The organism is Ekhidna sp. ABH4_415 (assembly GCF_056161305.1).
This window is the reverse complement of sequence record NZ_JBSWYW010000005.1, coordinates 25,506-46,917: the sequence shown is the minus strand read 5'-3', so window position 1 is coordinate 46,917 and position 21,412 is coordinate 25,506. Positions and strand designations below refer to the sequence as shown.

Annotated in this window: 18 protein-coding genes; 5 read left to right on the top strand and 13 right to left on the bottom strand. The window is 41.6% G+C overall.

Annotated elements, in window-relative coordinates:
• Nucleotides 1-3: 3 nt before the first annotated feature.
• From ACXAH9_RS09430 to rbfA, 4 genes are all read right to left on the bottom strand, one after another.
• Entirely contained in the window at nt 4-1,248 is a 1,245-nt protein-coding gene (locus ACXAH9_RS09430; RefSeq protein WP_474894611.1) for a PDZ domain-containing protein, read from the bottom strand.
• Between the two features lie 77 nt (nt 1,249-1,325).
• Nucleotides 1,326-4,238, bottom strand: a complete 2,913-nt coding sequence (locus tag ACXAH9_RS09425) for a DEAD/DEAH box helicase (RefSeq protein ID WP_474894610.1) — start codon at nt 4,236-4,238, stop codon at nt 1,326-1,328.
• 81 nt (nt 4,239-4,319) lie between these two features.
• The gene (locus ACXAH9_RS09420; RefSeq protein WP_474894609.1) at nt 4,320-5,546 is read right to left on the bottom strand and encodes an FtsX-like permease family protein; all 1,227 of its coding nucleotides are present in this window, start codon (nt 5,544-5,546) and stop codon (nt 4,320-4,322) included.
• Complete coding sequence (gene rbfA / locus ACXAH9_RS09415) at nt 5,543-5,905, bottom strand: 30S ribosome-binding factor RbfA (RefSeq protein ID WP_349566511.1); 363 nt, start codon at nt 5,903-5,905, stop codon at nt 5,543-5,545. The genes ACXAH9_RS09420 and rbfA overlap by 4 nt, the downstream gene beginning before the upstream one ends.
• Nucleotides 5,906-5,998: 93 nt before the next feature.
• Here rbfA and ACXAH9_RS09410 point away from each other — a divergent pair, with 93 nt between their 5' ends.
• Nucleotides 5,999-7,369, top strand: a complete 1,371-nt coding sequence (locus ACXAH9_RS09410; protein ID WP_474894608.1) for a hypothetical protein — start codon at nt 5,999-6,001, stop codon at nt 7,367-7,369.
• Here ACXAH9_RS09410 and rpiB read toward each other — a convergent pair.
• From rpiB to ACXAH9_RS09395, 3 genes are read right to left on the bottom strand one after another with little or no spacing between them, the layout of a single operon-like run.
• Nucleotides 7,359-7,787: a ribose 5-phosphate isomerase B gene (rpiB, locus tag ACXAH9_RS09405; RefSeq protein ID WP_474894607.1), complete on the bottom strand. Its 429-nt coding sequence runs from the start codon at nt 7,785-7,787 to the stop codon at nt 7,359-7,361. The two genes, ACXAH9_RS09410 and rpiB, sit on opposite strands and share 11 nt — an antisense overlap.
• A complete protein-coding gene (tatC, locus tag ACXAH9_RS09400; protein ID WP_474894606.1) occupies nt 7,784-8,611 on the bottom strand; it encodes a twin-arginine translocase subunit TatC in 828 nt (275 codons plus the stop codon). The genes rpiB and tatC overlap by 4 nt, the downstream gene beginning before the upstream one ends.
• A gap of 3 nt (nt 8,612-8,614) precedes the next feature.
• On the bottom strand, nt 8,615-9,889 hold the full coding sequence (locus tag ACXAH9_RS09395) for a serine hydroxymethyltransferase (protein WP_474894605.1): 1,275 nt from the start codon (nt 9,887-9,889) through the stop codon (nt 8,615-8,617).
• A 52-nt stretch (nt 9,890-9,941) separates the two neighbouring features.
• Here ACXAH9_RS09395 and radA point away from each other — a divergent pair, with 52 nt between their 5' ends.
• Genes radA through ACXAH9_RS09380 form a run of 3 tightly spaced genes read left to right on the top strand, consistent with a single transcriptional unit; the run spans nt 9,942 to nt 12,656 of the window.
• On the top strand, nt 9,942-11,297 hold the full coding sequence (gene radA / locus ACXAH9_RS09390) for a DNA repair protein RadA (protein WP_474894604.1): 1,356 nt from the start codon (nt 9,942-9,944) through the stop codon (nt 11,295-11,297).
• Entirely contained in the window at nt 11,297-11,950 is a 654-nt protein-coding gene (locus tag ACXAH9_RS09385) for a 7-cyano-7-deazaguanine synthase (RefSeq protein WP_474894603.1), read from the top strand. Before radA ends, ACXAH9_RS09385 begins: the two co-directional genes overlap by 1 nt.
• Entirely contained in the window at nt 11,937-12,656 is a 720-nt protein-coding gene (locus tag ACXAH9_RS09380; RefSeq protein ID WP_474894602.1) for a class I SAM-dependent methyltransferase, read from the top strand. The genes ACXAH9_RS09385 and ACXAH9_RS09380 overlap by 14 nt, the downstream gene beginning before the upstream one ends.
• Nucleotides 12,657-12,658: 2 nt before the next feature.
• On the opposite strand, the gene ACXAH9_RS09375 is transcribed toward ACXAH9_RS09380, so the two are convergent.
• The 3 genes from ACXAH9_RS09375 to ACXAH9_RS09365 are packed head-to-tail and all read right to left on the bottom strand — an operon-like array spanning nt 12,659 to nt 16,808.
• Nucleotides 12,659-14,200, bottom strand: a complete 1,542-nt coding sequence (locus ACXAH9_RS09375) for a DUF5723 family protein (RefSeq protein ID WP_474894601.1) — start codon at nt 14,198-14,200, stop codon at nt 12,659-12,661.
• The gene (locus ACXAH9_RS09370; protein WP_474894600.1) at nt 14,201-15,877 is read right to left on the bottom strand and encodes a hypothetical protein; all 1,677 of its coding nucleotides are present in this window, start codon (nt 15,875-15,877) and stop codon (nt 14,201-14,203) included.
• Nucleotides 15,878-15,905: 28 nt separating this feature from the next.
• Nucleotides 15,906-16,808: a 1-aminocyclopropane-1-carboxylate deaminase/D-cysteine desulfhydrase gene (locus tag ACXAH9_RS09365; RefSeq protein ID WP_474894599.1), complete on the bottom strand. Its 903-nt coding sequence runs from the start codon at nt 16,806-16,808 to the stop codon at nt 15,906-15,908.
• Nucleotides 16,809-16,825: 17 nt separating this feature from the next.
• Here ACXAH9_RS09365 and ACXAH9_RS09360 point away from each other — a divergent pair, with 17 nt between their 5' ends.
• Nucleotides 16,826-17,851: an RluA family pseudouridine synthase gene (locus ACXAH9_RS09360; RefSeq protein WP_474894598.1), complete on the top strand. Its 1,026-nt coding sequence runs from the start codon at nt 16,826-16,828 to the stop codon at nt 17,849-17,851.
• Nucleotides 17,852-17,886: 35 nt separating this feature from the next.
• Here the strand turns inward: ACXAH9_RS09360 and ACXAH9_RS09355 are convergent, their stop codons facing one another.
• The 3 genes from ACXAH9_RS09355 to ACXAH9_RS09345 all read right to left on the bottom strand — a co-directional run bounded on the left by ACXAH9_RS09355 (nt 17,887) and on the right by ACXAH9_RS09345 (nt 21,408).
• Nucleotides 17,887-19,473, bottom strand: coding sequence for a SulP family inorganic anion transporter (locus ACXAH9_RS09355; RefSeq protein WP_474894597.1), 1,587 nt, complete (start codon nt 19,471-19,473; stop codon nt 17,887-17,889).
• 53 nt (nt 19,474-19,526) lie between these two features.
• Nucleotides 19,527-19,805 (bottom strand): hypothetical protein, encoded by a 279-nt coding sequence (locus ACXAH9_RS09350; protein ID WP_474894596.1) that lies wholly within the window; start codon nt 19,803-19,805, stop codon nt 19,527-19,529.
• Between the two features lie 76 nt (nt 19,806-19,881).
• Nucleotides 19,882-21,408 carry a GH3 auxin-responsive promoter family protein gene (locus ACXAH9_RS09345; protein ID WP_474894595.1) on the bottom strand — a complete coding sequence of 509 codons (1,527 nt, stop codon included), beginning with the start codon at nt 21,406-21,408 and terminating at the stop codon, nt 19,882-19,884.
• Between the last annotated feature and the right edge of the window lie 4 nt (nt 21,409-21,412).

Sequence of the window (21,412 nt, the reverse complement as noted above, 5' to 3'; positions counted from 1 at the left end):
CACTTATATAATCCTCTTTAATCTGAATGTAACTTTCATTTTTTCCCTGTCTCGATAGAGTTTAACCCTGATTTTTTTACCATCTCGTAATTGTAACAAGTTGTAGATATCCGATAAGGTATGGTACCTTAGACTTTTTCCATTAATGGACTGAATGATGTCTCCTCTGCGGATATCTGCTTTAAAAGCCGGGCTTCCTTTATCTACATTGATCACCTTCAGAGTGTCCAGGTTTTTACCTATAGTATTTAAAGACATTCCACTCATATCATATTCAAATGGGTCTTTGTAGTTATCACCTTTTCTCAGGTAAACCTTCTCGTTTGTATAATCAAAAGTAACATTGAAGCGATTGAGCAGCTCCCCCCCAAATGTTCCAATCCTTGCACCCCGTTTGATTATTTTGTTATAAGCACCCTCATATGGTGCAGAAACCAGCATTTCACTGAAGTCGAAGCAATCGATCATTACAGAGTCCATGCGTCCGACATGTCCTGGTATTTCGCCTGCAATTCCCCTCCCTAATCGGGTCTCGATCGTTTTTTCGGGTAGGTCAATACCATCAAGGTAGTTGTAGTCAATCAGTGCGGCATGACTGGCTCCTGTGTCGATCATGATTTCCAGATTCTTTTTTTTGCTGTCCTGCTTGATAGTTGCATTCAGAAAGGGCTTGGAACCACGTATTTCAATGGGAACTTCAACAGTTCTACGGCTTTTTTTAAATCGCCTGGGGTCATAGAGCGTCAATACATTATCATCATAGTTGATGTCAACAACAAAACGTGAAAAAATATCATAGCCAATAATGCCATGCACATCATCACCAATATTTTCAGAGAGTTGGAGGTAATCCTCCTTTAAGACGAGCATATTCATATTGTGACCGATAACCCCGCCAGGCAGTCCAAATGTGACCTGATTGGCAATATAAGCCTCCACAGAATCAATTAAACCCGGACCATCTATCGTGATTTCTCTGATGTAATTCACACCAAGAATGTCAGCATAAAGCTTTTCAGTAAGAATGGCGCTTTCTACGCCGGTATCAAGAATAAACTTGAGTGTAAGAAATCGATTGATGGTTATAGGAATAATTATTAGGTTGTTGTGTTGATCGAATGGGATTTCAATCTTACGGGCACTCTCAGGCATTTTAAAGCCAAACTCCTTCTGACCTGAAGCGGATGAGCAGAAGCAGGTATTTATTACTAAAATGAATGCAATCAGACTTATAATCGGATTTCTCATAGGAAAGTCTCTTACGTAATGAATTACACTCATCTAACAACACGAACAAAATCTAACCCTTATTTGATTGATAAAATTTACTCAAATAGATCTTGAATGTCGTTCTGTGAGAGACTTTTTACGAAACTTTCTTCTACGGTTATAAGATCAGAAGCCAACCTTTGTTTGTGCTCCTGTAGTTTAATGATTTTTTCTTCTATGGTGTCCGTACTTACAAACTTGTAGGCAAAGACTTTCTTGGTCTGACCGATACGATGAGCTCGATCAATAGCCTGAGCCTCTACAGCCGGATTCCACCATGGATCAAGAAGGAATACATACTCTGCTTTGGTCAGGTTCAGACCCGTTCCTCCGGCTTTCAATGATATCAGGAAGATGGAAACATCGGGATCGTTTTGAAATCGCTCCACTTGCTTCTGACGGTCCTTGGTGGAACCGTCTAAATAGGCATAAGACAGATTCTGACTCTCCAGGTAATCTGAAACGATTTTTAGATGCTTGACAAACTGACTGAAGATAAGCACTTTGTGTCCCTTTGAGATTGTATTTTCAACCATATAAGTGACCTCTTCCAGCTTTCCAGAGCTCTGATCGTATTCAGGATCGACCATACCCGGGTGATTCGCAATCTGACGTAGTTGAGTAAGACCTTGTAGCAAGACCATGTGTGATTTAGCAATTCCATCCGTCTCAATCACATCCATGATTTTACTGCGAAAAGCATTTTTTTCCTTTTCGTAAAACTCGCGCTGTGCTTCAGACATGGTGCAGTATCGAACGTTCACCACCTTTTCAGGCAGATCGTCAGCTACCTGGCTCTTCTCCCTTCGTAACAGGAAGGGCTTGATCAGTGCATTAAGTTTTTTTGTTTTGTATTCGTCTTTCTGTTTCTCAATGGGCTTGAGATATTCCTTCTTGAAGTAGCTCTCATTACCGAGCAGACCTGGGTTTAGAAAGCTCATCTGTGACCACAGGTCAAGGGTACTATTCTCAATAGGAGTACCTGTCAGAATTAGCTTTCTTCTTGATTTCAATTCCCTCACTTTTTTGGAAATGAGCGAATCAGGATTCTTTATGGCCTGCGACTCATCCAGAATGATGTAGTTGAAATAGAACTCTGAAAGGATATCGGTATCTACACGGGTGGTGCCGTAGCTGGTGATCACCACATCATATTTTCCAAATCTGGCCGTATCCTTGACGCGGTTAATTCCTGTGTAGTTAAGGATTTTAAGCTTTGGCGTAAACTTCTTTGCCTCCATTTCCCAGTTGTAAAGGAGGGAAGTCGGCATAATCAGCAAACTGGTGCTATCCGGATTTTCGTTTTTCTGATGCTGCAATAACGCCAGGGCCTGAATGGTTTTTCCAAGACCCATATCATCGGCCAAACAGCCCCCAAAATTGTAATCCTCCAAAAACCTGAGCCAGTTATATCCGGCTAGCTGATATGGCCGCAAGTCACCCTTAAATGAGTTTGGAACAGAATAATCTTCCATTTTCTCAAACTCCAGAAGCTTCTCCAGTTTGCGATCCATCGTCACTTTGGCAAGCTCACTCTCCTTTAACTCCTGCACCAGAGAGACATGTATTTTGTTCAAGGTGATGCCATCATCAGTCTCTGATGAAAATGCGAAGAGATCCTTGTATCGGGTAATCCATGACTCGGGGATGACACCAATTTCTCCGTTAGGGAGCATGACCTCAGTCTTCCCTTTTAGAATGCACTTTCTAATCTCTTCAAAAGGCACCTCGAAATCTCCGAACCTGATCTTGGCTTTCAGATCAAACCAATCTACCCCTTCGCTCACCTCCAAATCGATGGTTGATTCTCCAACGAAGAACTTTTTCCCTTGTTGATTTTGCTTGATAATGAAGTCCTGGAGCAGGTCACTATTTCTTCCGATCCAGTCAAAAGCAGCTGTTTTAGGTAGAGTAACTCTGGAGTTTCTTAACTGAAGGCCTTTGGTAGCCAGCTCTTCAATGATTCCTTTTTCACCTTCATGATCACGGCTAATCCGATGGAAAGTATAATTGTCAGCTTGCTTTTCCATTGAGACACTTACCTTGCTCAGCTTGTCAGCGTTAAAGTTGTGTTTTCCATAATCGAAAGACAGTTCCAATAGCAGCTTGTCATTTGATGCGGCCGGGGCATTTCCATTATCATCAAAAAGTGAAGCATTTTGTGAGGTTTGGAGCTCACTTACTGTGATTTTTGGAGTGGGTTTTGGCTTGTGAGTAACTATGTCAAATCCTTTAGCATAAACGTCAAATTCGGAGATAAGCGGACCAACAAACTTTTTGTAATAGGTTTCCTCAATGTCTTTAGGGATCAGAATAAACTTTTTCTTCAGAAACGGCTTGAGCTTCCCTCCGCTTACTGGTTTCTGGAAGGTAAAAAGCTGGTCGTTTGCCACGAGCCATGCCGGCTCTTTGCACAAGAGGTAACTTCCATTGTTTAGGAACTCTACCTTTTCACCCCGCAGCTTTATGGTTGGGAAATAATGGGTGTTGTCTTCATTTTTTCTAAAGTGGAATAGGATAGTGGCTTTTTCATCAACCACTTCAATTTCCTTCCATGCCGGCTCTCCATCCTTACCCATCTCGAATAGGCGTTTACCGGCAATCAGAGACAAAATCTGAGAACGTCTTCTTTCTATATAGCTTTCTATTTCACCTTGAAGTAGTTTATCTCCCGTGTTTTTGTCATAGACTTTGAGGAAAAAATCCTCTGGTTTCTGCTTTTTTTTCTGAAAGTGATTGGCAACCTGATCTTGCTGAATCTGATCCATCAGTTTGATGATCTTAAAATCATTCTCGTCCAGGCGGGCACCAAACTCCTCCGCATTCTTTGCAGAAATATTCTGATGAGAGTAAGTGAGTTCACCTTTATCATTCAGTTGTACCACAAAGGATTCAATCAAGTATCCCAAATACTCGTGATCGTAGAGCGAGTAAATTAATTCAAATGGCTTGTCTGGTGATACTTTCACAGATTTTTGAAATCAGATAAACTTCGAAAATAGTAAAAATCCGAAACGTGAACATCAAGAAATTGCGAAGAGTTTGTCTGTTTATTGTAAAGTGTGCGTAGAAAAGGATTTCCCGGCCTTTATAGCAGGCTGGATAGAAGCCAAAACGGTAATAATGATGATGGCTAAAATGGTAAGCAGAACGTCAGGAATCTCGATTTTGACCGGATAGGCACTCATGACTGCAGAGTCCATACCCATTCCTACCATTCCGTAATGTTGCTGGAGTAAGCTGAGGCCTATTCCCAAAATTAAGCCTACCGCAGCTCCTGAAAAAGCTACGATGCACCCTTCATATAGAAAAACATTTCGGATCAGCTGAGAAGAAGCGCCTTGAGCAAACAGCACAGAAATGTCTTTCTTTTTCTCGATCACCAACATGGTAAGTGAAAAGAATATGTTGATTGAAGCTATTCCTATAATAGAAACGAGGATAAGAAATACGAAGAGTTTTTCAATTTTGAGAACCTTATACAAATCACTGTGAAGTTCTTCCCCAAGTTTTACATCAAATTTATCGCCCAGGACACCCTGCAGACGCTGCTTAACTTGAGCTGCGTTTGAATCTTCATCCAGATACACATCAAAGGAAGAAAGTCGATTTTCATAGTTTAATAGTTCTTTAGCGAACTCAATCGGGACAAAGACATAGTTATCATCGTAGTGCTTTTCTATGGCAAAAACTCCTCCAGGGATAATATTAAGCAGATTGTACATTCTGGTAGGGTTCACCACACCCGGACCAATATCTTTCGGATAATACATCTGTAACGTGTAGAAGTCATTTTTTAGACTGAGCGAGAGATCATACTGGACCCCACGCCCGATCAACGCATAGCCAATACTATCTCTTACCAAAGGAAATTCGCCTGAAACCATTACATTTTTGATGCCGCTGTATTTATCAAAGTCACGGCTGACACCCTTCATCCTAACCAATCGCTGCGCCTCTTTGTATTCGACCAGTACGTTATCTTCTACTACTTCCGCCACACCCAAGACCCCATCTATTGACCTTATTTTTTTAGCATTTGTAGCATCATCTTTAAATGATTTTCCTGATGAAGGCAAAATCACAATATCAGGGTCAAAGTTTCCATACATGGAACGGAGGAGGCCCTCCAGCCCATTGAAAACTGAAAGGGCCAATATCAAAGACATAGTACCTATCGCGACCACCACCATAGAAATGATGGAGATGACGTTGATAAAATTTTTCTTTTTTCCTGAAAGGAAATATTTCCGCGCTATGAAGAAAGGAAAATTCATTGCTCCTCAGGCGGTATGTTTAGCTTGTTTATGAGGTTATCAATCTTGGACGCTTTCTCTTCGGTATCATCATGGAAGAAAGCCAGCTCTGGAATAATGCGCACCCTATTGCCGATCTTTTTACCAAGTTTTAGCCGCACTTCACTTTTAATATCATCCAGATGTTTGAAGACTTCCTCTGCTTTGTTGATGGGGAAAACACTAATGTGCACACGTGCTAGCCCAAGATCCGGTGATACCGAAACCCCAGTGATTGTTCCCAGAGCAGAACCAAAATAATGTGATGGGTCTTGCTGAAAGATTTCTGCCAGATCTTTTTGAAGCTGTTTGCTGTATTTTATTTGACGCTTACTTTCCATATATCTGCAAATATCCTAAGATAATCGTTAAGCGGTTTAGCCAAATGGCCTAATTTCGAACTCTACCTTATTTCACATCAAAATTCAGACTGTTTGTTACGGTTTTTTAGAATAAACGATCCTTATCGCCTGGCAATTATCTTCATATTGATGGTTGTCATCAGGCTTATTCAGGGAGCCTTTATTGATGAGCAATCATTCTATGGATTAAAGTGGCTGCTCTTAGGAGAATGGCTCAATCAGGGATTCAAGATGTATGCAGAAACATTTGATTACACGGGCCCAATTGCAGCCTTTGTCTATAAGTATCTGTATTTCATTTTTGGCCGAAGTAATTTCATTCACTATGGGTTTAGCTCGCTTGTGATCATTTTTCAGGCAGGAATTTTCAACCAGCTGCTATTGAAAAACAAAGCCTACGACGAGAATAATTACCTGCCGGCATTTTTATACGTGATTTTGATGATGGCTGTGCCGGACTTCATGACACTCTCCCCTCAATTAATGAGTCTAACTTTCGTTTTGATGTCGTTGAGAAATGTTTTGAGGAGAATAGATAATCAGGTGACTGATGAGCTCTTTCTGAACTCAGGAATTTACCTGGGTGTTGCAGCCATGATCTACTTGCCATCAATGATCTTTTTCTTTGTGTTTTTGTTTGCGTTGATTTTGTTTTCTACCGCAGTTACAAGGCGATTGCTACTTTATCTTTTTAGCTTTTTGATGGCATTCTCACTCTGTGCACTGTATTTCTATTCGAGGGGGCATGCTTCTGTTTTCATCGATAGCTATGTGACTCAGAATCTCCTTCTAAAGGCGGGATCGCCCGTGAGCACAAACGAATTTCTCTTAATCAGTGCAGGGTTTATTTTCATTTTCGTTCTTTCGGTGTTCAAAACCTGGGGTTCTGCGAGACTCACCAGCTTCCAGCAGAAAATACAGCAGGTGATTTGGTTGATGTTTTTCGGAGGAGTAGCGACCTTTTTCCTATCTAATGGAAAGTCATTTCATGAAATCGTATTCATTGTACCTGTGATAGCATATTTCTGGACTCATTATTTCATTCTTTTGAGAAAGCGCATCTTTCAATTTGTTATGCCAGGATTCATGATCTTTGGCATATTATTCTACGCTATCTATTGCTATACGAATTTCACGGATCCCCTGCTAGTTGAAAGCAGGCCGACAGAAAAAAGACTAATGGTTCTGGGAGCTGATCTGGGATACTACCAAAATGAAAAGATGTTAACCCCTTGCTTTAGTGAGCATCACGCCCGAAAAGCATTTGAAGGATTGGCTTACTACAACACTGCGGCTGGATTATATGAAATATTTCAAAAAGCAGATCCTGAGATTATAATTGACGGGATGGATATGGTACCCGCTGTATTTAGCCGGTTTCCGAAAATGGAATCTGCTTACCGAAGAACTGGTTCGCACAGATACGAGAAAATCAGCAATTAATTTTATTCACTCTTCTTTCGTGTCTGCCACCTTCAAAGTCTGTTTTGATGAAAGTGTCTACCAAACTTTCAGCGTATTCATAAGCTACAAATCGGGCCGGCAGGCAAATAATATTGGCATTGTTGTGTTGTCTGGCCAATGCAGCCAATTCGGTATTCCAGCACAGAGCGGCTCGTACATTTTCATGCTTATTGGCAGTCATTGCCACACCGTTTCCACTCCCGCAGATTAAAATTCCCAGGTCAAAATCTTCTGATGCAATGGAGGTAGCTAATGGATGCACATGATCCGGGTAGTCAACAGATTCGTCTGTGTTTGGTCCGAAATCCCGAATCTCATACCCGGCAGCTTCCAAATGTTTGATTATTCTTTCTTTGTACTGAAATCCGGCGTGATCGCCTCCTATCGCTAATTTCATGATTCTTTATTTTGTCGGGCTTCTCTTTTTTCTATTCGCTTTGCTATTACAATGCTAAACTGGTAAAGCATCATTAAAGGTAAAGCAATCAGTATTTGACTGAATGGATCTGGTGGTGTAACAACCGCTCCTAATATCAAAATTACGATAATTGAATGTTTTCTATAAGCCTTCATGAGTGCTGAGCTCACTATGCCTGCTTTAGTGAGAAAATAAACGATAACCGGGAGTTGAAATAAAATCCCACAGCCAAAGACGATCAGCGTCACCGTGTTGATGTAGGAAGAAAGATCAAAGAGATTTTGAAGCGACGGATCTACCTGATAGGTAGAGAAAAAGCGAACTGAGATAGGGGCAATCATGAAATAGCCAAACAGCACTCCCATCATAAAAAGCACTGAGACAGAAAAAGTAGCACCTCTTGATGCTTTTCGTTCTTGTGGCCGAAGGCCTGGCTTAATAAACCTCCATATTTCCCAAAATAAATAAGGAAAACCCAGTACAAGGCCCACAACGAAAGAGACACTAACATGGGTCATGAATTGGCTACTCAGTTTCCGGCTAACTAATTCAAAAGAGAGCGTATCAATGCACAATGCAGGGGTCCCTATCAGATCGGCAAGTTGACAAAGTTTTTGGTACGTCCAAAAGTCAGCGCGGGAGGGGCCTAGAATGACAGTGCCAATGACAAAGTCTTTCATGGCAAATGCTGCAATTGCAATAACCACAATAGCGATCAGAGAACGGATGATGTGCCATCGTAATTCTTCGAGATGATCCAAAAAGGACATCTCTTTTTCATCAGGTATCTGATCCAGCGGCATTATTTATCCCTTAAATAACGGAAACTTGGACATCCAGCTGTTCACTTCAGTTTTCACCTCAGCTAATTTACTTTCATCTTCTTTGTTGGTGATTACCGTGTCAATGAGGTCAACGATCTTCACCATATCATCTTCACCCAAACCACGAGTGGTAACAGCAGGAGTGCCCACTCGCATACCAGAGGTCACAAACGGACTCTTGTCATCGAATGGAACCATGTTCTTATTTACGGTAATGTCTGCTTTGATCAGCGCATTCTCAGCATCCTTACCCGTAATATCCTTAGATCGAAGATCAATCAGCATGAGGTGATTGTCCGTGCCTTTTGAGATCACGTCATATCCTTTCTTCACAAACGTATCTGCCATGACCGCTGCGTTTTTCTTTACCCGAAGCAAGTAGTCCATGTAATCATCAGAAAGTGCCTCTCCAAAAGCCACAGCCTTAGCAGCGATTATGTGTTCTAGCGGTCCTCCCTGAGTACCGGGAAATACTCCTGAATCAAGCAATGAGCTTAGTTTTCTCACTACTCCCTTCGGTGTGGTTATTCCCCATGGGTTTTCAATATCATCTCTAACTAAGATCATTCCTCCTCTCGGGCCCCTCAAGGTTTTGTGCGTGGTAGTGGTCACAATGTGGCAGTATTCCAGTGGATCATTCAAAAGACCTCTCGCTATCAAACCAGATGGGTGGGAAACGTCAGCCAGCAAAATAGCCCCCACTTCATCAGCAATGGCTCGGAACCTTTCGTAATCCCAATCGCGGCTATATGCAGACGCACCACAAATGATCATCTTTGGCTTTTTTTCTCGAGCCACTTTTTCCAGCTGATCATAATCGATGAGACCAGATTCTTTTTCTACCCCATAAAAGTTTGGTTTGTAAAGCTTTCCGGAAAAGTTCACACCAGATCCATGCGTGAGGTGTCCACCATGTGAAAGATCAAAACCAAGAATTTCATCTCCGGCATTTAAGCATGCCAACATTACTGCAGCATTTGCTTGTGCTCCTGAGTGAGGCTGGACATTTGCCCAGGTCGCCCCGAAAAGCTCCTTGGCTCTTTCCCTTGCCAGATCTTCAATCTCATCTACTACTTCACAGCCACCATAATATCTTTTACCCGGTAGTCCTTCTGCATATTTGTTGGTAAGGACACTTCCGGCTGCTTCCTGCACCTGAGGCGATACGATATTTTCTGAGGCTATCAGCTCTATTCCTTCAATCTGCCGCTTTTCTTCAGCCTTGATTAGGTCGAAAACTTTCTGATCTTTTTGCATGGCTCAAAATTAACTTAGACAGTTTATATCTTAGCCGTTATCCCAACGTAATATGGCCAAAACCAAAACAGTCTTTTATTGTCAATCTTGTGGTGCCGAGTCTGCCAAGTGGGTAGGTAAATGTCCTTCATGTGGTGAATGGAATACCTATGTGGAGGAAGTGATCAGTAAAAGCACCGCAGCTCCTGTTGATTTTTCTACTGAAAAAAGTCGACCTGTAAACATCAAAGAAGCCGGTGAAGAGGCATTAAAAGAGCGTATGAAAACAGGAATTCTGGAATTGGATCGTGTGCTTGGTGGGGGTATTGTTGATGGGTCGCTAGTATTAGTAGGAGGAGAGCCTGGAATTGGGAAATCCACGATCATGCTTCAAATGGCCATCCGGTTGTCTCAAAAGACACTTTATGTTTCGGGTGAGGAAAGTGCTGAGCAGATAAAAATGCGGGCTGAGCGGATAGGCACTACAGCAGATCATTGCTTCCTGTACGCGGAGACCAGCTTGTCTGAGGTTTTGCGACAGGCGGAAAGCCACAGTCCTGATATTCTCATTATTGATTCCATTCAAACACTTCATTCGGATCGGATCGAAGCAGCCATTGGATCGATTTCCCAGGTGAAAGAATGCACAGGTCAGCTGATGAAGTTTGCCAAGCAAAAAAGAATACCTGTGTTTTTGATTGGTCATGTAAACAAAGACGGAGCTATCGCTGGCCCCAAGGTGCTTGAACATATGGTTGACACGGTTCTTCAGTTTGAGGGGGATCGTCATTTGTCCTATCGGATATTACGGACCATAAAGAACCGGTTTGGCTCAACTTCAGAGCTGGGCATGTTTGAAATGAATGCAAATGGCCTGAGGGAAGTGACAAACCCTTCAGAAGTATTGATATCGCCACGGGAGCCGGGGTTGAGTGGTATTGCCTTAGGCACTACCATGGAAGGAAATCGTCCGTTGATTTTAGAAACGCAAGCTCTTGTTAGCCCCACGAGCTACGGAAATCCACAGAGAAGCACTACGGGCTATGACTATAAGCGATTGACCATGCTACTGGCAGTGATGGAAAAGCGATTGGGTATTCGGCTGAGCACACAGGATGTGTTTTTAAATATTGCCGGAGGCTTAAAAGTTCAGGATACCGCGTTAGACCTGGCAATTTGTTCCGCCATCTTTTCCTCGTTTGAAGATGCTCCGATCGGAGAGGATGTCTGCTTTGCTGCAGAAGTTGGGCTGGGTGGTGAAATTCGCCCGGTCAGCCGGATAGAAAACAGAATCAATGAGGCAGAGAAGTTGGGATTCAAAGAGATTTATATTTCAAAACACAACCTCAAAGAAAAAGACCTGGGTAAATTCAAGATAAAAGTCAATTCTTTTTCCAAACTTAGTGATACGTTTAGACACCTGTTTTAGTGATCACTACCAAAGAAAGACCTGGTATTTTATGCATGTTTTCGGGAGGGATTGACTCCACAGGAGTATTGCATCAGCTACTTACTAATAAGGAATTTGAGGAGCACCCGATCATTCTTCATCACATTCACATACATAATCGTGAAAACCGAGCTAAGGCAGAATCTTTAGCTGTTAAAGAAATTATAGCATACTACAAGAGCAATGTCCGAAAGGAATTTTTGGTGACTGAAAGCAACTTCAGCACGATGGGGTTTGCAGCGCTTCGCTCAAATCGATTCCCATTTGATATGGATATATGTGCTTTTTTAGCAGGTAATATTTGTGCAGCCAGGAAAGACATAGGGTTTGTTGCGATGGGAAGAACCAAAACGGATGTTGATACAGGTGGAGATAATTTCGCTATGAGAATGAAGCGGGCACAGGCCATCTTTCAAAGCGTGCTCTCACTTGAGGAAAGAATGCTGCCTAAATATATTTTCCCAGTTGTTGACTTCACCAAGAAAGAGATTTGGGACTTCTTACCGGAGGATGTAAGAGATAACACCTGGTGGTGCAGAAGACCATTATATAAGGAGAATCAACGCCCTAAGCCGTGTGGAAAATGTATTACTTGTGAAGACGTGAAAGATTTTGTCAATGCAAGGGTATGAAGACATATTCAATCAGCGTGGGCGATCGTATCACCTGGCAATGGAAAAATATCCCCATGCAAGGGAAGAAGAATTTCAAGCTGCAGTAAAGCGCCTTAATCAAACTGCGAAATCGACTATTCTGGATTTGCCTGCGGGTGGAGGTTATCTTCAACATTACTTAAGTGAAGAAATCAACTACCTCGCATATGACTTTTCGGGGGAGTTCAATGATAATCACTCAAAAATCAAAAAGTGCAAAGAGTCTAAGGTAGAGATTGATGATAGATCTATTGATGAAATAGTAAGCCTAGCTGCGATACATCATATTATTGACCGGAAGGGATTTTACTCGGAGATGTACCGAATCCTGAAAGATGGGGGCAGGCTCATCATAGCGGATGCAGTAGCAGGGAGCAGGATAGATGAATTCTTAAATGGATTTCTGGATCAATGGAATAGCATGGGTCACTGTGGAAGATTCATTAAAGAGGAAGATCTCAATGAGATTAGGGAAGCAGGATTTAAGGTTAAAATGGAGGTAGATAAGTACCACTGGAATTTTGAATCCAGGGAAGGCGCCATGGATTTTTTTCGACTTCTTTTTTGTCTGGATTTAAATCCTTCTGATCAGGAGATCATAGTCGCTTTCAAAAAACTGGGAGTGATGGAGGAAAGCGGATTTTCAGTAATGTGGGAATTGGGCTTTCTAAATTGCCAAAAATAAAATTACTCGTTATCGGTGTTTTTCTTGCCGGTTCTTCCGTTCAGACTTTTCTTTTTTACATCCTTATCACGCTTAGTACGCTTATCTTTTAGCTCTCTACGCTTCTGCTTTTTGATAATAGAGTAGATGCCGTCTCTTTTCTTTGTTTTCACTTTCTTTCCGAGGAACACATTTGTGTCTAAACCCTTCGCTCCTTGAATTCGCCCTCGTGTAAGACCACTTTCGATTTCCTGAGTTTTCTTACCAATAACGAAGTTCATACCAAACCTAAAGTCCACTGCTTTTGATTTTGGAACATTAAAGTTTATAACATGATCAACGGCCAAATACATTTGAACCGGTCCGCCATTAGCTGCAAACGCTGCGCCAACATTGAAGAACTGCTGAGGCAATTTGGTAACACTAAGAGATCCTGTAAATGCACGTCCGAATTTTTGTGTAACGCCACCCCCGTACATCATCTTGAATTTTCGCTGTATCCAACGAGATCCAACGGTTACATAGAAATCGGTCTTTGGGCTGTAGTGATAGATCCAGCTTCCGTAGGCAGTTGTAGGCAGCCACGCTTTATAAGGATCAGAATTTTCCCTGGTATTAAATTTATCGAAAAGAGAGTCTTCTAATGACTGCTGAAGATTTCCAATATCATTTAAGTCAACGCCATTGTAGGTGAAAGATGTATCACTTAGAATTTCATTCTGTATGTTTTCCTTCCAGTTAATGAATCCAATATCAACGATTGATCCAGTGAGGGTATAATACCTATTGAGGTGATAGGTTCCACCTAAATCCAATGCAAAACCTGTGTTACCATTCATCACCAAATGAGATCCAATATCGCCTTCATCTCCATTGTAAATATCTAAACCGGAAGTTCTGTACATGGCATTTTCCCATTCAGCAGAAAGTTGGAAAGCTTCGCCGCTAGACCTCAGTTTAGCTTTTGCATTTCCTGGTGTGCTAATATCAGCGAACCCAATCAAAAATTTAGCTCGTATTCCAGCAGTCAATTGATCGTTAATTGGTGCAGCCAGTCCAAGACCAAATTCTCTAAAGTGAGTGGCCCTTACTCCTACATTGTTAACTTTTACATCATCGTTTAGAGATGCTGAGTTTCCGGGCTTGAAGACAAACCCTACCATTTCCTTGGAATATAGAAAATCTCCCTCCACCCGTTCATTTGCAGTGAAGCTGATCATGGGGCCTGTGCTAAAGCGATATCCGATGTGTAGTAAGTTGATGCTTGCTTTCGTAGACACCATATTTTGTCTCTGAAGCTCTCCCAATATTTTATCTACATCTATAAGCGTGCCGTTTTCCTGCTTGGTGAATGCTTCACTATAACTCACTTTATTATTTACATTGACGTGAACGCCGGAAATTACAGGCAGGCCTATAAACCATTTTCCCTCTGGAATCAGAGAGGGATTGATTAGGTTGTTTTGAAAGGTTGCATTACCCAAATGTTGAAAGGCCACACTAGTTTGTGCGTTCAGACAATTCAGGGAGGTTAGAAATAATATGGTGATTGCAAATTTTTTCATCTATAAATCCAGGTTGAACCTGGCACCAATGCCTACTTTTAATGTGAGGGTATAATCACCTAAAATTTTAACATATATATCTCTTGATGTTTGACTCACGGGCGTATTTAATGTCATTGTTATCACTACTCTGGCTGCTCCACTTAATAGTTGTAATTCTTCGTTAGTTAAGGAAATGGTATGGGTTTCTCCACTAGGGTCCGTTACGTCTCCATTTATATTGATCAGTGGTGCTTTTATAGCTGGTATATTCGTCAATCTTTCTATTTGATCAGGGTGGTTTGTTGTAGCTGAGTCATAACGCGGGTCATTCTCATCTGTAATTGGAAAAAGAACGGTACTATCTTCCGCCTGAACCTCCAGACTTATTGTTCCAGTAAATGGGAGTTCATTTAGTGTTACAAGGCGAATGAAAGCAGAGTCAAGGTTGGTAGCATCAAATCCATTCCTCATGCTAAACGCACCCTTTTCTTCGTAATCTTCCAGCTGAACTTCAAAAGGAACTTCAATAGCTATATATGCTGTTATCTCACTGGTCGATTGAAGGTAGTTTAAATCCGTTTGATTTTCCGGATTAGACCTTCCTTTAACATCGAAAATAAGTTGCTCTGGGGAAGCTCCCATCAATTTGATTAGGTTGGAGTTTGTTCTGTCAATTGTAATGGTGGATTGTACTGTTTCACCAGGGGTATTGATATCAGGGCTGTTTACATCAGAACCTTCAATGATTGGTGGGTTATTTACAATATTTCCAATAAGAAAGGTTTGGTTTCCCTGTTCATCAACTCCATGCAAACCAGAAAAGTCAACTTCAACTGGAATTCCAAAGGAATTTCTAAAATCGAAAGTCATACTTGGATTACCAAAGGTTATTCCTTCCCTTGCGGCTTGACTAAAGAAATCAATTTCTAACGACTGATTACCTACTTGAACGGTATCCTGATCAAATTTTCCATAGATGAGACCGAATGTTTGGTTACCAAAGGTTAATGTAAAGCTTAAATCCTCTAGACCAGTCAATGATTGGCCAGCAGCCAGGTTAACAGTAGCTTCAAGGTCAACTGTAAATGTATTGTTTCCCCCTGTAAGCTTTGTTACATGATTTATGAGTGACCTTGTTTGAGTATCCGAATCGACCGGTGCAGCAGTGTTAGCTATTGTTCCTGATAGTGTTATAGGGACACCATTATTAATATTCGTGGTGTTTTGAACTGTGTACGTATAATCTATATCTGCAGGAATTTCTGAGTCGGTGGTAAAGGTCAGGTCGCCTGTAAGATAAAAAAGAGAGTCAACCACTTCGCCATCCACAGAGTTATAAACCAAATCGAATGAGGCAGTAAAAGTTTCTTGCCGTGCGGCTCCAGCCAGATAGGCTGGTGGATTGGTGCTTCCCGTTTGAACTATGTCATTGAAGCGGATGAAGTCTTCCGGAGCACTGTAAGTAATAGTATCGAAATAGGATAGAGTGTATAAGGAAGTTGAGTCCTGCTCAAAGTCTAATGAGTCACCTGTCTGCTTCTCTAAAAGATCCGACATGACATAGGTGGCTTGCCCCAGTGGAAATACAAATGGCCCCTGGATTGGAGTAACTTCCAAATTATCAAACTCCAGCTCTCCCACGTTGCAGGCTGTGAACAACACTGCGGAGATAACTACATACACAAATTTTTTCACCGCTGACAAATTGATCTAAAATTAAGTCTTATTGAATAATATTTTCATTTTTTCGATTAAAGCCTGTAATCCCTTGAAGGCCACCTGTGTGTAATAGCACTATTTTAAGATTTTTTTCAAATTTATCGGTTTTAATCATATCCCAAACGCCAAAAAATGACTTTCCTGTATAAATCGGGTCTAAAGGGATATCGAAGTTTTCTTTAAACCAATTGATAAAGTCGATCAATTCACTGTTAACTTTCCCATATCCACCAAAATGATAACCATTAATAATTGAGTAATTTTTATTCTGGATGTTTAGTTTTTTGAGTAATTCGGATATTTCATTAAAAATAAAATCACCCTTCAGGCTACTTATACCCATTACATGTTGGTTTCTTCTTGCAGACTTTGTCAGCCCAGCAAATGTACCCCCGGTACCAATGGGAGTCACTATCACGTCGAAAGGAACGGATATCTCAGGAATGATTTCTTCGCAACCTTTTACAGCCAGTTCGTTTGTACCGCCTTCTGGGAGAAAATAATGGTCTGGATAGCTTTTTTCGATTTGCTCAGGGTTATCACGAAAGTTTCTGAATTTGGTTCGATCGACAAAATGCATTTTCATACCTTTAGCATGCGCAAATTGCAATGTTGGATTGCTGGTCTCATTCAATTCTTCACCCCGTATGATCCCGATCGCTTTCATGTTGTTTTCATTTGCAGCTGCAGCAGTGGCTGCAATGTGATTGCTATAGGCACCCCCCATCGATACCAATGACTCGTACTTTTTATGCTTCATTTCCTCTAGGTTGTACCTCAATTTCCGCCACTTATTCCCCATGATTTCCCGATGAATGAGGTCGTCTCGTTTAACAAAAAGCTGAATTTGCTTTTCCAGCAATAGCGGGTGCGATATTTCTTGAGTTGGTGTAGGAAGAGTTGCCATCGGTTAAATTTACAGCCATGATGGATGAAGCCAACGAAATTGAAGGAGACTTATACGAGCATCATAATATCATTGTAGATGCCGGACAGGAGCTCTTACGAATTGATAAGTTTTTAATGGATCGCCTTCCCAATGTTACTCGTAATAAAGTGCAAGCAGGAATCAAAGAAGGATTTGTAAAGGTAAATGGCAATGATGTAAAGCCGAATTATAAAGTTCACCCAGGCGATGAAATTTCTGTCATGCTGCCTGAACCTCCTAAAGATGAAGAGCTTGTACCGGAGGACATCCCGCTAGATATTGTGAGGGAAGATGATCATCTGTTGATCGTAAACAAACCTGCTGGAATGGTGGTGCATCCTGCCTACCAAAACTGGTCAGGGACACTTGTCAATGCACTGGCTTTTCATTTCCAAAACCTACCCGAAATGAAAGGGAATAATGGCCGGCCTGGTTTGGTCCATCGCATAGATAAGGATACATCCGGGCTGCTGGTGATCGCAAAGACTGAGCAGGCAATGAACGGTTTAGCAAAGCAATTTTTTGACCATACGATTGAGCGAACCTATTATGCGCTTGTTTGGGGAGTTCCAGAGGAAGAGAAAGGGACCATTGATGTGAATGTGGGTAGAAGTCTTAAAGATCGAAGAGTAACGGCCGCTTTTCCTGAAGGTGATTTAGGGAAGCATGCTGTTACACACTTTGAAGTGTTGCAAGACCTGCGGTATGTTTCACTTTTAAAGTGCAACCTGGAAACGGGTAGAACTCATCAAATTCGTGCTCACATGAAGTACTTAGGACACCCGCTCTTTAATGACGAGTCATATGGTGGTGCTGAGATTGTAAAAGGGACGGTCTTTACCAAATACAAACAGTTCGTCCAAAACTGCTTTAAAATGATGCCACGACAAGCACTCCACGCAAAAACACTAGGCTTTGTTCATCCAATAACAAAAAAGAGAGTCTTTATTGATTCCGAACTGCCGGAGGACTTTTCCTCGGTACTTGAAAAGTGGAAAAACTATATTGATCACACAGACTAAATAGAAAGGCCTTCATTTCTGAAGGCCTTTCTATTTTACATGTCTTTTGCTGCCCTTTTGAGTTCTTCTAATTGATTGGTGTGAACCTTTTCTAAACCTAAGAACTCCAACTTAATGTTTCGATACTCTGCATTTTGCTTAAAGTCCTCTAAAATTTCCATAATATCTGGATGGATAAAATGAGATCGTGTAGCATCAATGGTTATATCTGCATCATCAGGCAGATGAGAAACAGTTTCTATGATGCTGGCCTTATTTAGAAAGGTGAGGTTTTCAGAAAGCTCCAACTTCAGTTTGGTTTTTCCATTGTCATTAGTAGTGGTGACGTTATATGGTTTTTTGAAGTTGTAATACAACACCTGGAAAATACCTACAGCCAGCCCCAGAAGGATACCAATCAGAAGGTCTGTAAAAATGATGCCTAATATGGTCACCATAAATGGAACAAACTCTGACTTTCCAGCAGCAAACATTTGCTTAAATAGAGAAGGACGTGCTAGTTTATACCCAACAACAATCAATATTGCCGCTAAACTTGATAAGGGTATTAAATTAAGCACATGGGGAATGGTGATAACAGACACCAAAAGCAAAACTCCATGCATGATTGCTGCCAGCTTTGTTTTACCTCCAGACTGAATATTAGCTGAACTTCGGACAATTACCTGGGTAACCGGCAACCCTCCTACCATACCAGAAACCATATTACCAACACCCTGAGCCATCAGCTCTCTGTTGGTAGGGGTGATTCGCTTTTGAGGATCTAACTTATCTGTTGCTTCCACGCAAAGAAGTGTCTCCAACGATCCAACTACAGCAATGGTAGCTCCAAGGATTAATACATCCTTTCTGAGAATGGCAGAAGGATCGAAAAAGGTAAACTGGTTGATGAAATCTGTAAATGATCCAGCAACAGGTAAACTCACCATGTGTGTCTCATCAATGTACAGTTCAGACCCATAAAAAAGCTGGTTAATGATTATTCCAGCAGTAACTACTACCAGTGGGCCTTGTACAACCTGGAATAGTTTTATGCGCTTCATAAAAGGTCGTTCCCAGAGAATCAAAATCGCCATTGAGATGATGAATATGATCAATGCTCCTTGCTGGATGTAGTCCATCATAGTGATGAGTTCAGAAAACGTATTTTCACCGTCGGGCTGAATAAACTCTAAGTCTCCTTCTGGGTCAGCATCGTAACCTACCGCATGAGGAATCTGCTTTAGAAAGATGATAATACCTATCGCAGAGAGCATTCCCTTGATAACAGAAGAGGGAAAATAATAGCCAATGATACCGGCCTTGCCTATCCCTAGGAGAATTTGAATAACACCACTGACCACTACTGCGGCCAGAAATACAGGAAATGCTTCCAATTCCTGGATAGCAGAAAGTACAATGACTGCCAGGCCTGCTGCTGGTCCACTTACACCCAGAGAAGATCCACTAATGAGACCTACGATAATTCCTCCTACTATCCCAGCAATAACACCTGAGAAAAGAGGAGCTCCGGAAGCCAGTGCGATACCTAGGCAGAGAGGTACGGCTACCAAAAAAACCACCACACTGGCGGATAAATCAGCTTTGAAATTATTAGTTATACTGGTTTTGTTAGAATCCATTTTGATTTAAAGTTGTCGATGAGTAATACAATTGAATAAGTTGAGCGTATATTTCAGAATCGCTCAGGAGGGGGGGTATGCAAATCAATGGATGGAGAACTCCAGCCGTTGTGCTGGTTTCTCGCTGAGTGCTTAAGATTAGCCGTTAGGTCTTCATTATTGCTTAGGTCATACTCCTGACCAGTTGTTTTTTCTTTTTCCTTCTCAGTATTTTCCTCTTGTTCCGAGTCTACCTCAATCGAAATTAAGTCCCCATACTCAATTGGAATTTCACCCACCATGGTCACACATAGTAGAAAGGCTAGGTATTGTATGGCGAGAATATTTCGCATAAGATTACTCCACAAGGGAAAATTACTTGTACAAAGGTAAGGCAGGAGCTGTACGAGAAAAGATATTCATCTAATTTTATGATGAATGGGATTTGTACTCAATCAATTGATCAAGGTACTCCCTGCTATTAGCCAATCGCGGGACTTTATGCTGGCCGCCAAGCTTTCCTCTGGCTTTCATCCAGTTGTAAAAGGTGCCTTCAGGAGCAACATGAATAACAGGTTCTCGCAGTGCAATGTCTTTATAGCGTTTAGCATCATAGTCGGAGTTAACCTCACGCAATTTCTCATCCAGCAGTTTTGAGAAGCGTTCCAAATCGTCCGGTTGGTTTGAAAACTCAATGATCCACTCATGTCCGCCTTTTTTACCCTCATCCAGATACATTGGACCGGCAGTGAAGTTATCAATTGTGGCGTTGGTTCGTTTGCAGGCTTCCGCGATAGCCACTTCCGCATTATCAATGATTAGCTCCTCTCCAAAAGCATTTATAAAGTGCTTGGTTCGACCTGATATCTTAATCCGGAACGGATCAATACTGGTAAAAGTGACTGTGTCACCGATACGGTATCTCCATAGCCCTGCATTGGTTGTGATGATTATTGCATAGTTCTTCCCAACTTCAACCTCATCTAGTGTCAGCGTTTTAGGGTTGTCACTGTCCAGCTCACTAAAAGGAACAAACTCATAATAAATGCCATAATCCAGCATCAAGAGCATGTCCTTACTATCTGTTTGATCCTGAATACCAAAGAAGCCTTCCGATGCATTGTACGTTTCCATGTATCGCATCTTTGGTGAAGGAATCAGTTTTTTGAATAGATCCTCATATGGGGTGAAAGAAACAGCTCCATGGAAAAACACCTCCAGATTTGGCCAGATTTCCAGGATATTGCTGGCATTGTTTCTTTCCAGCATTTTTTCAATCAATACGATCATCCAGGTAGGCACACCGGAAATGTTAGTCACATTCTCACTGGAGGTGATCTCTACCATCTTATCAATTTTCTCTTCCCATTCATCCATTAGCGCAATATCCAGACTGGGCGTACGAACCATCTGCGCCCACCAGGGTAGGTTTTTAAGGAGCACAGCGGAAACATCTCCGTAGTAAGAATTTGAATTTTCATCAAACTGATTGATCTGATGGCTCCCTCCGATAACCAAACCCTTTCCGGAAAACATCTTTGCGTCGGGGTAATTATTGAAATAGATACTCAGAAGGTCCTTTCCTCCTTTATAATGACAATCATCGAGTGCTTCCTGCGATACCGGTATGAACTTGCTTCTGGCGTTGGTAGTCCCTGATGATTTAGCAAACCAGCGAATTTCTGAAGGCCAGAGCACATTCTGTTCACCCTTCATCAAACGCTCTATATATGGGAAAAGCTGCTCGTAATTGACGATTGGGACTTTACTCTTAAAGTGTTCGTAGTTCTCTATGGTATCAAAGCCATACTCCTTTCCATACTCGGTTTTGGCGGACTTCTTAATCAAATCTTCCAAGAGCTCATTTTGAACTTCGTGTGGGTATTTCATGAAAAGCTCAATCTGGTGAATGCGCTTTTTCATGACCCAGGATAATATGGAGTTTAAGAGTTCCATCGCT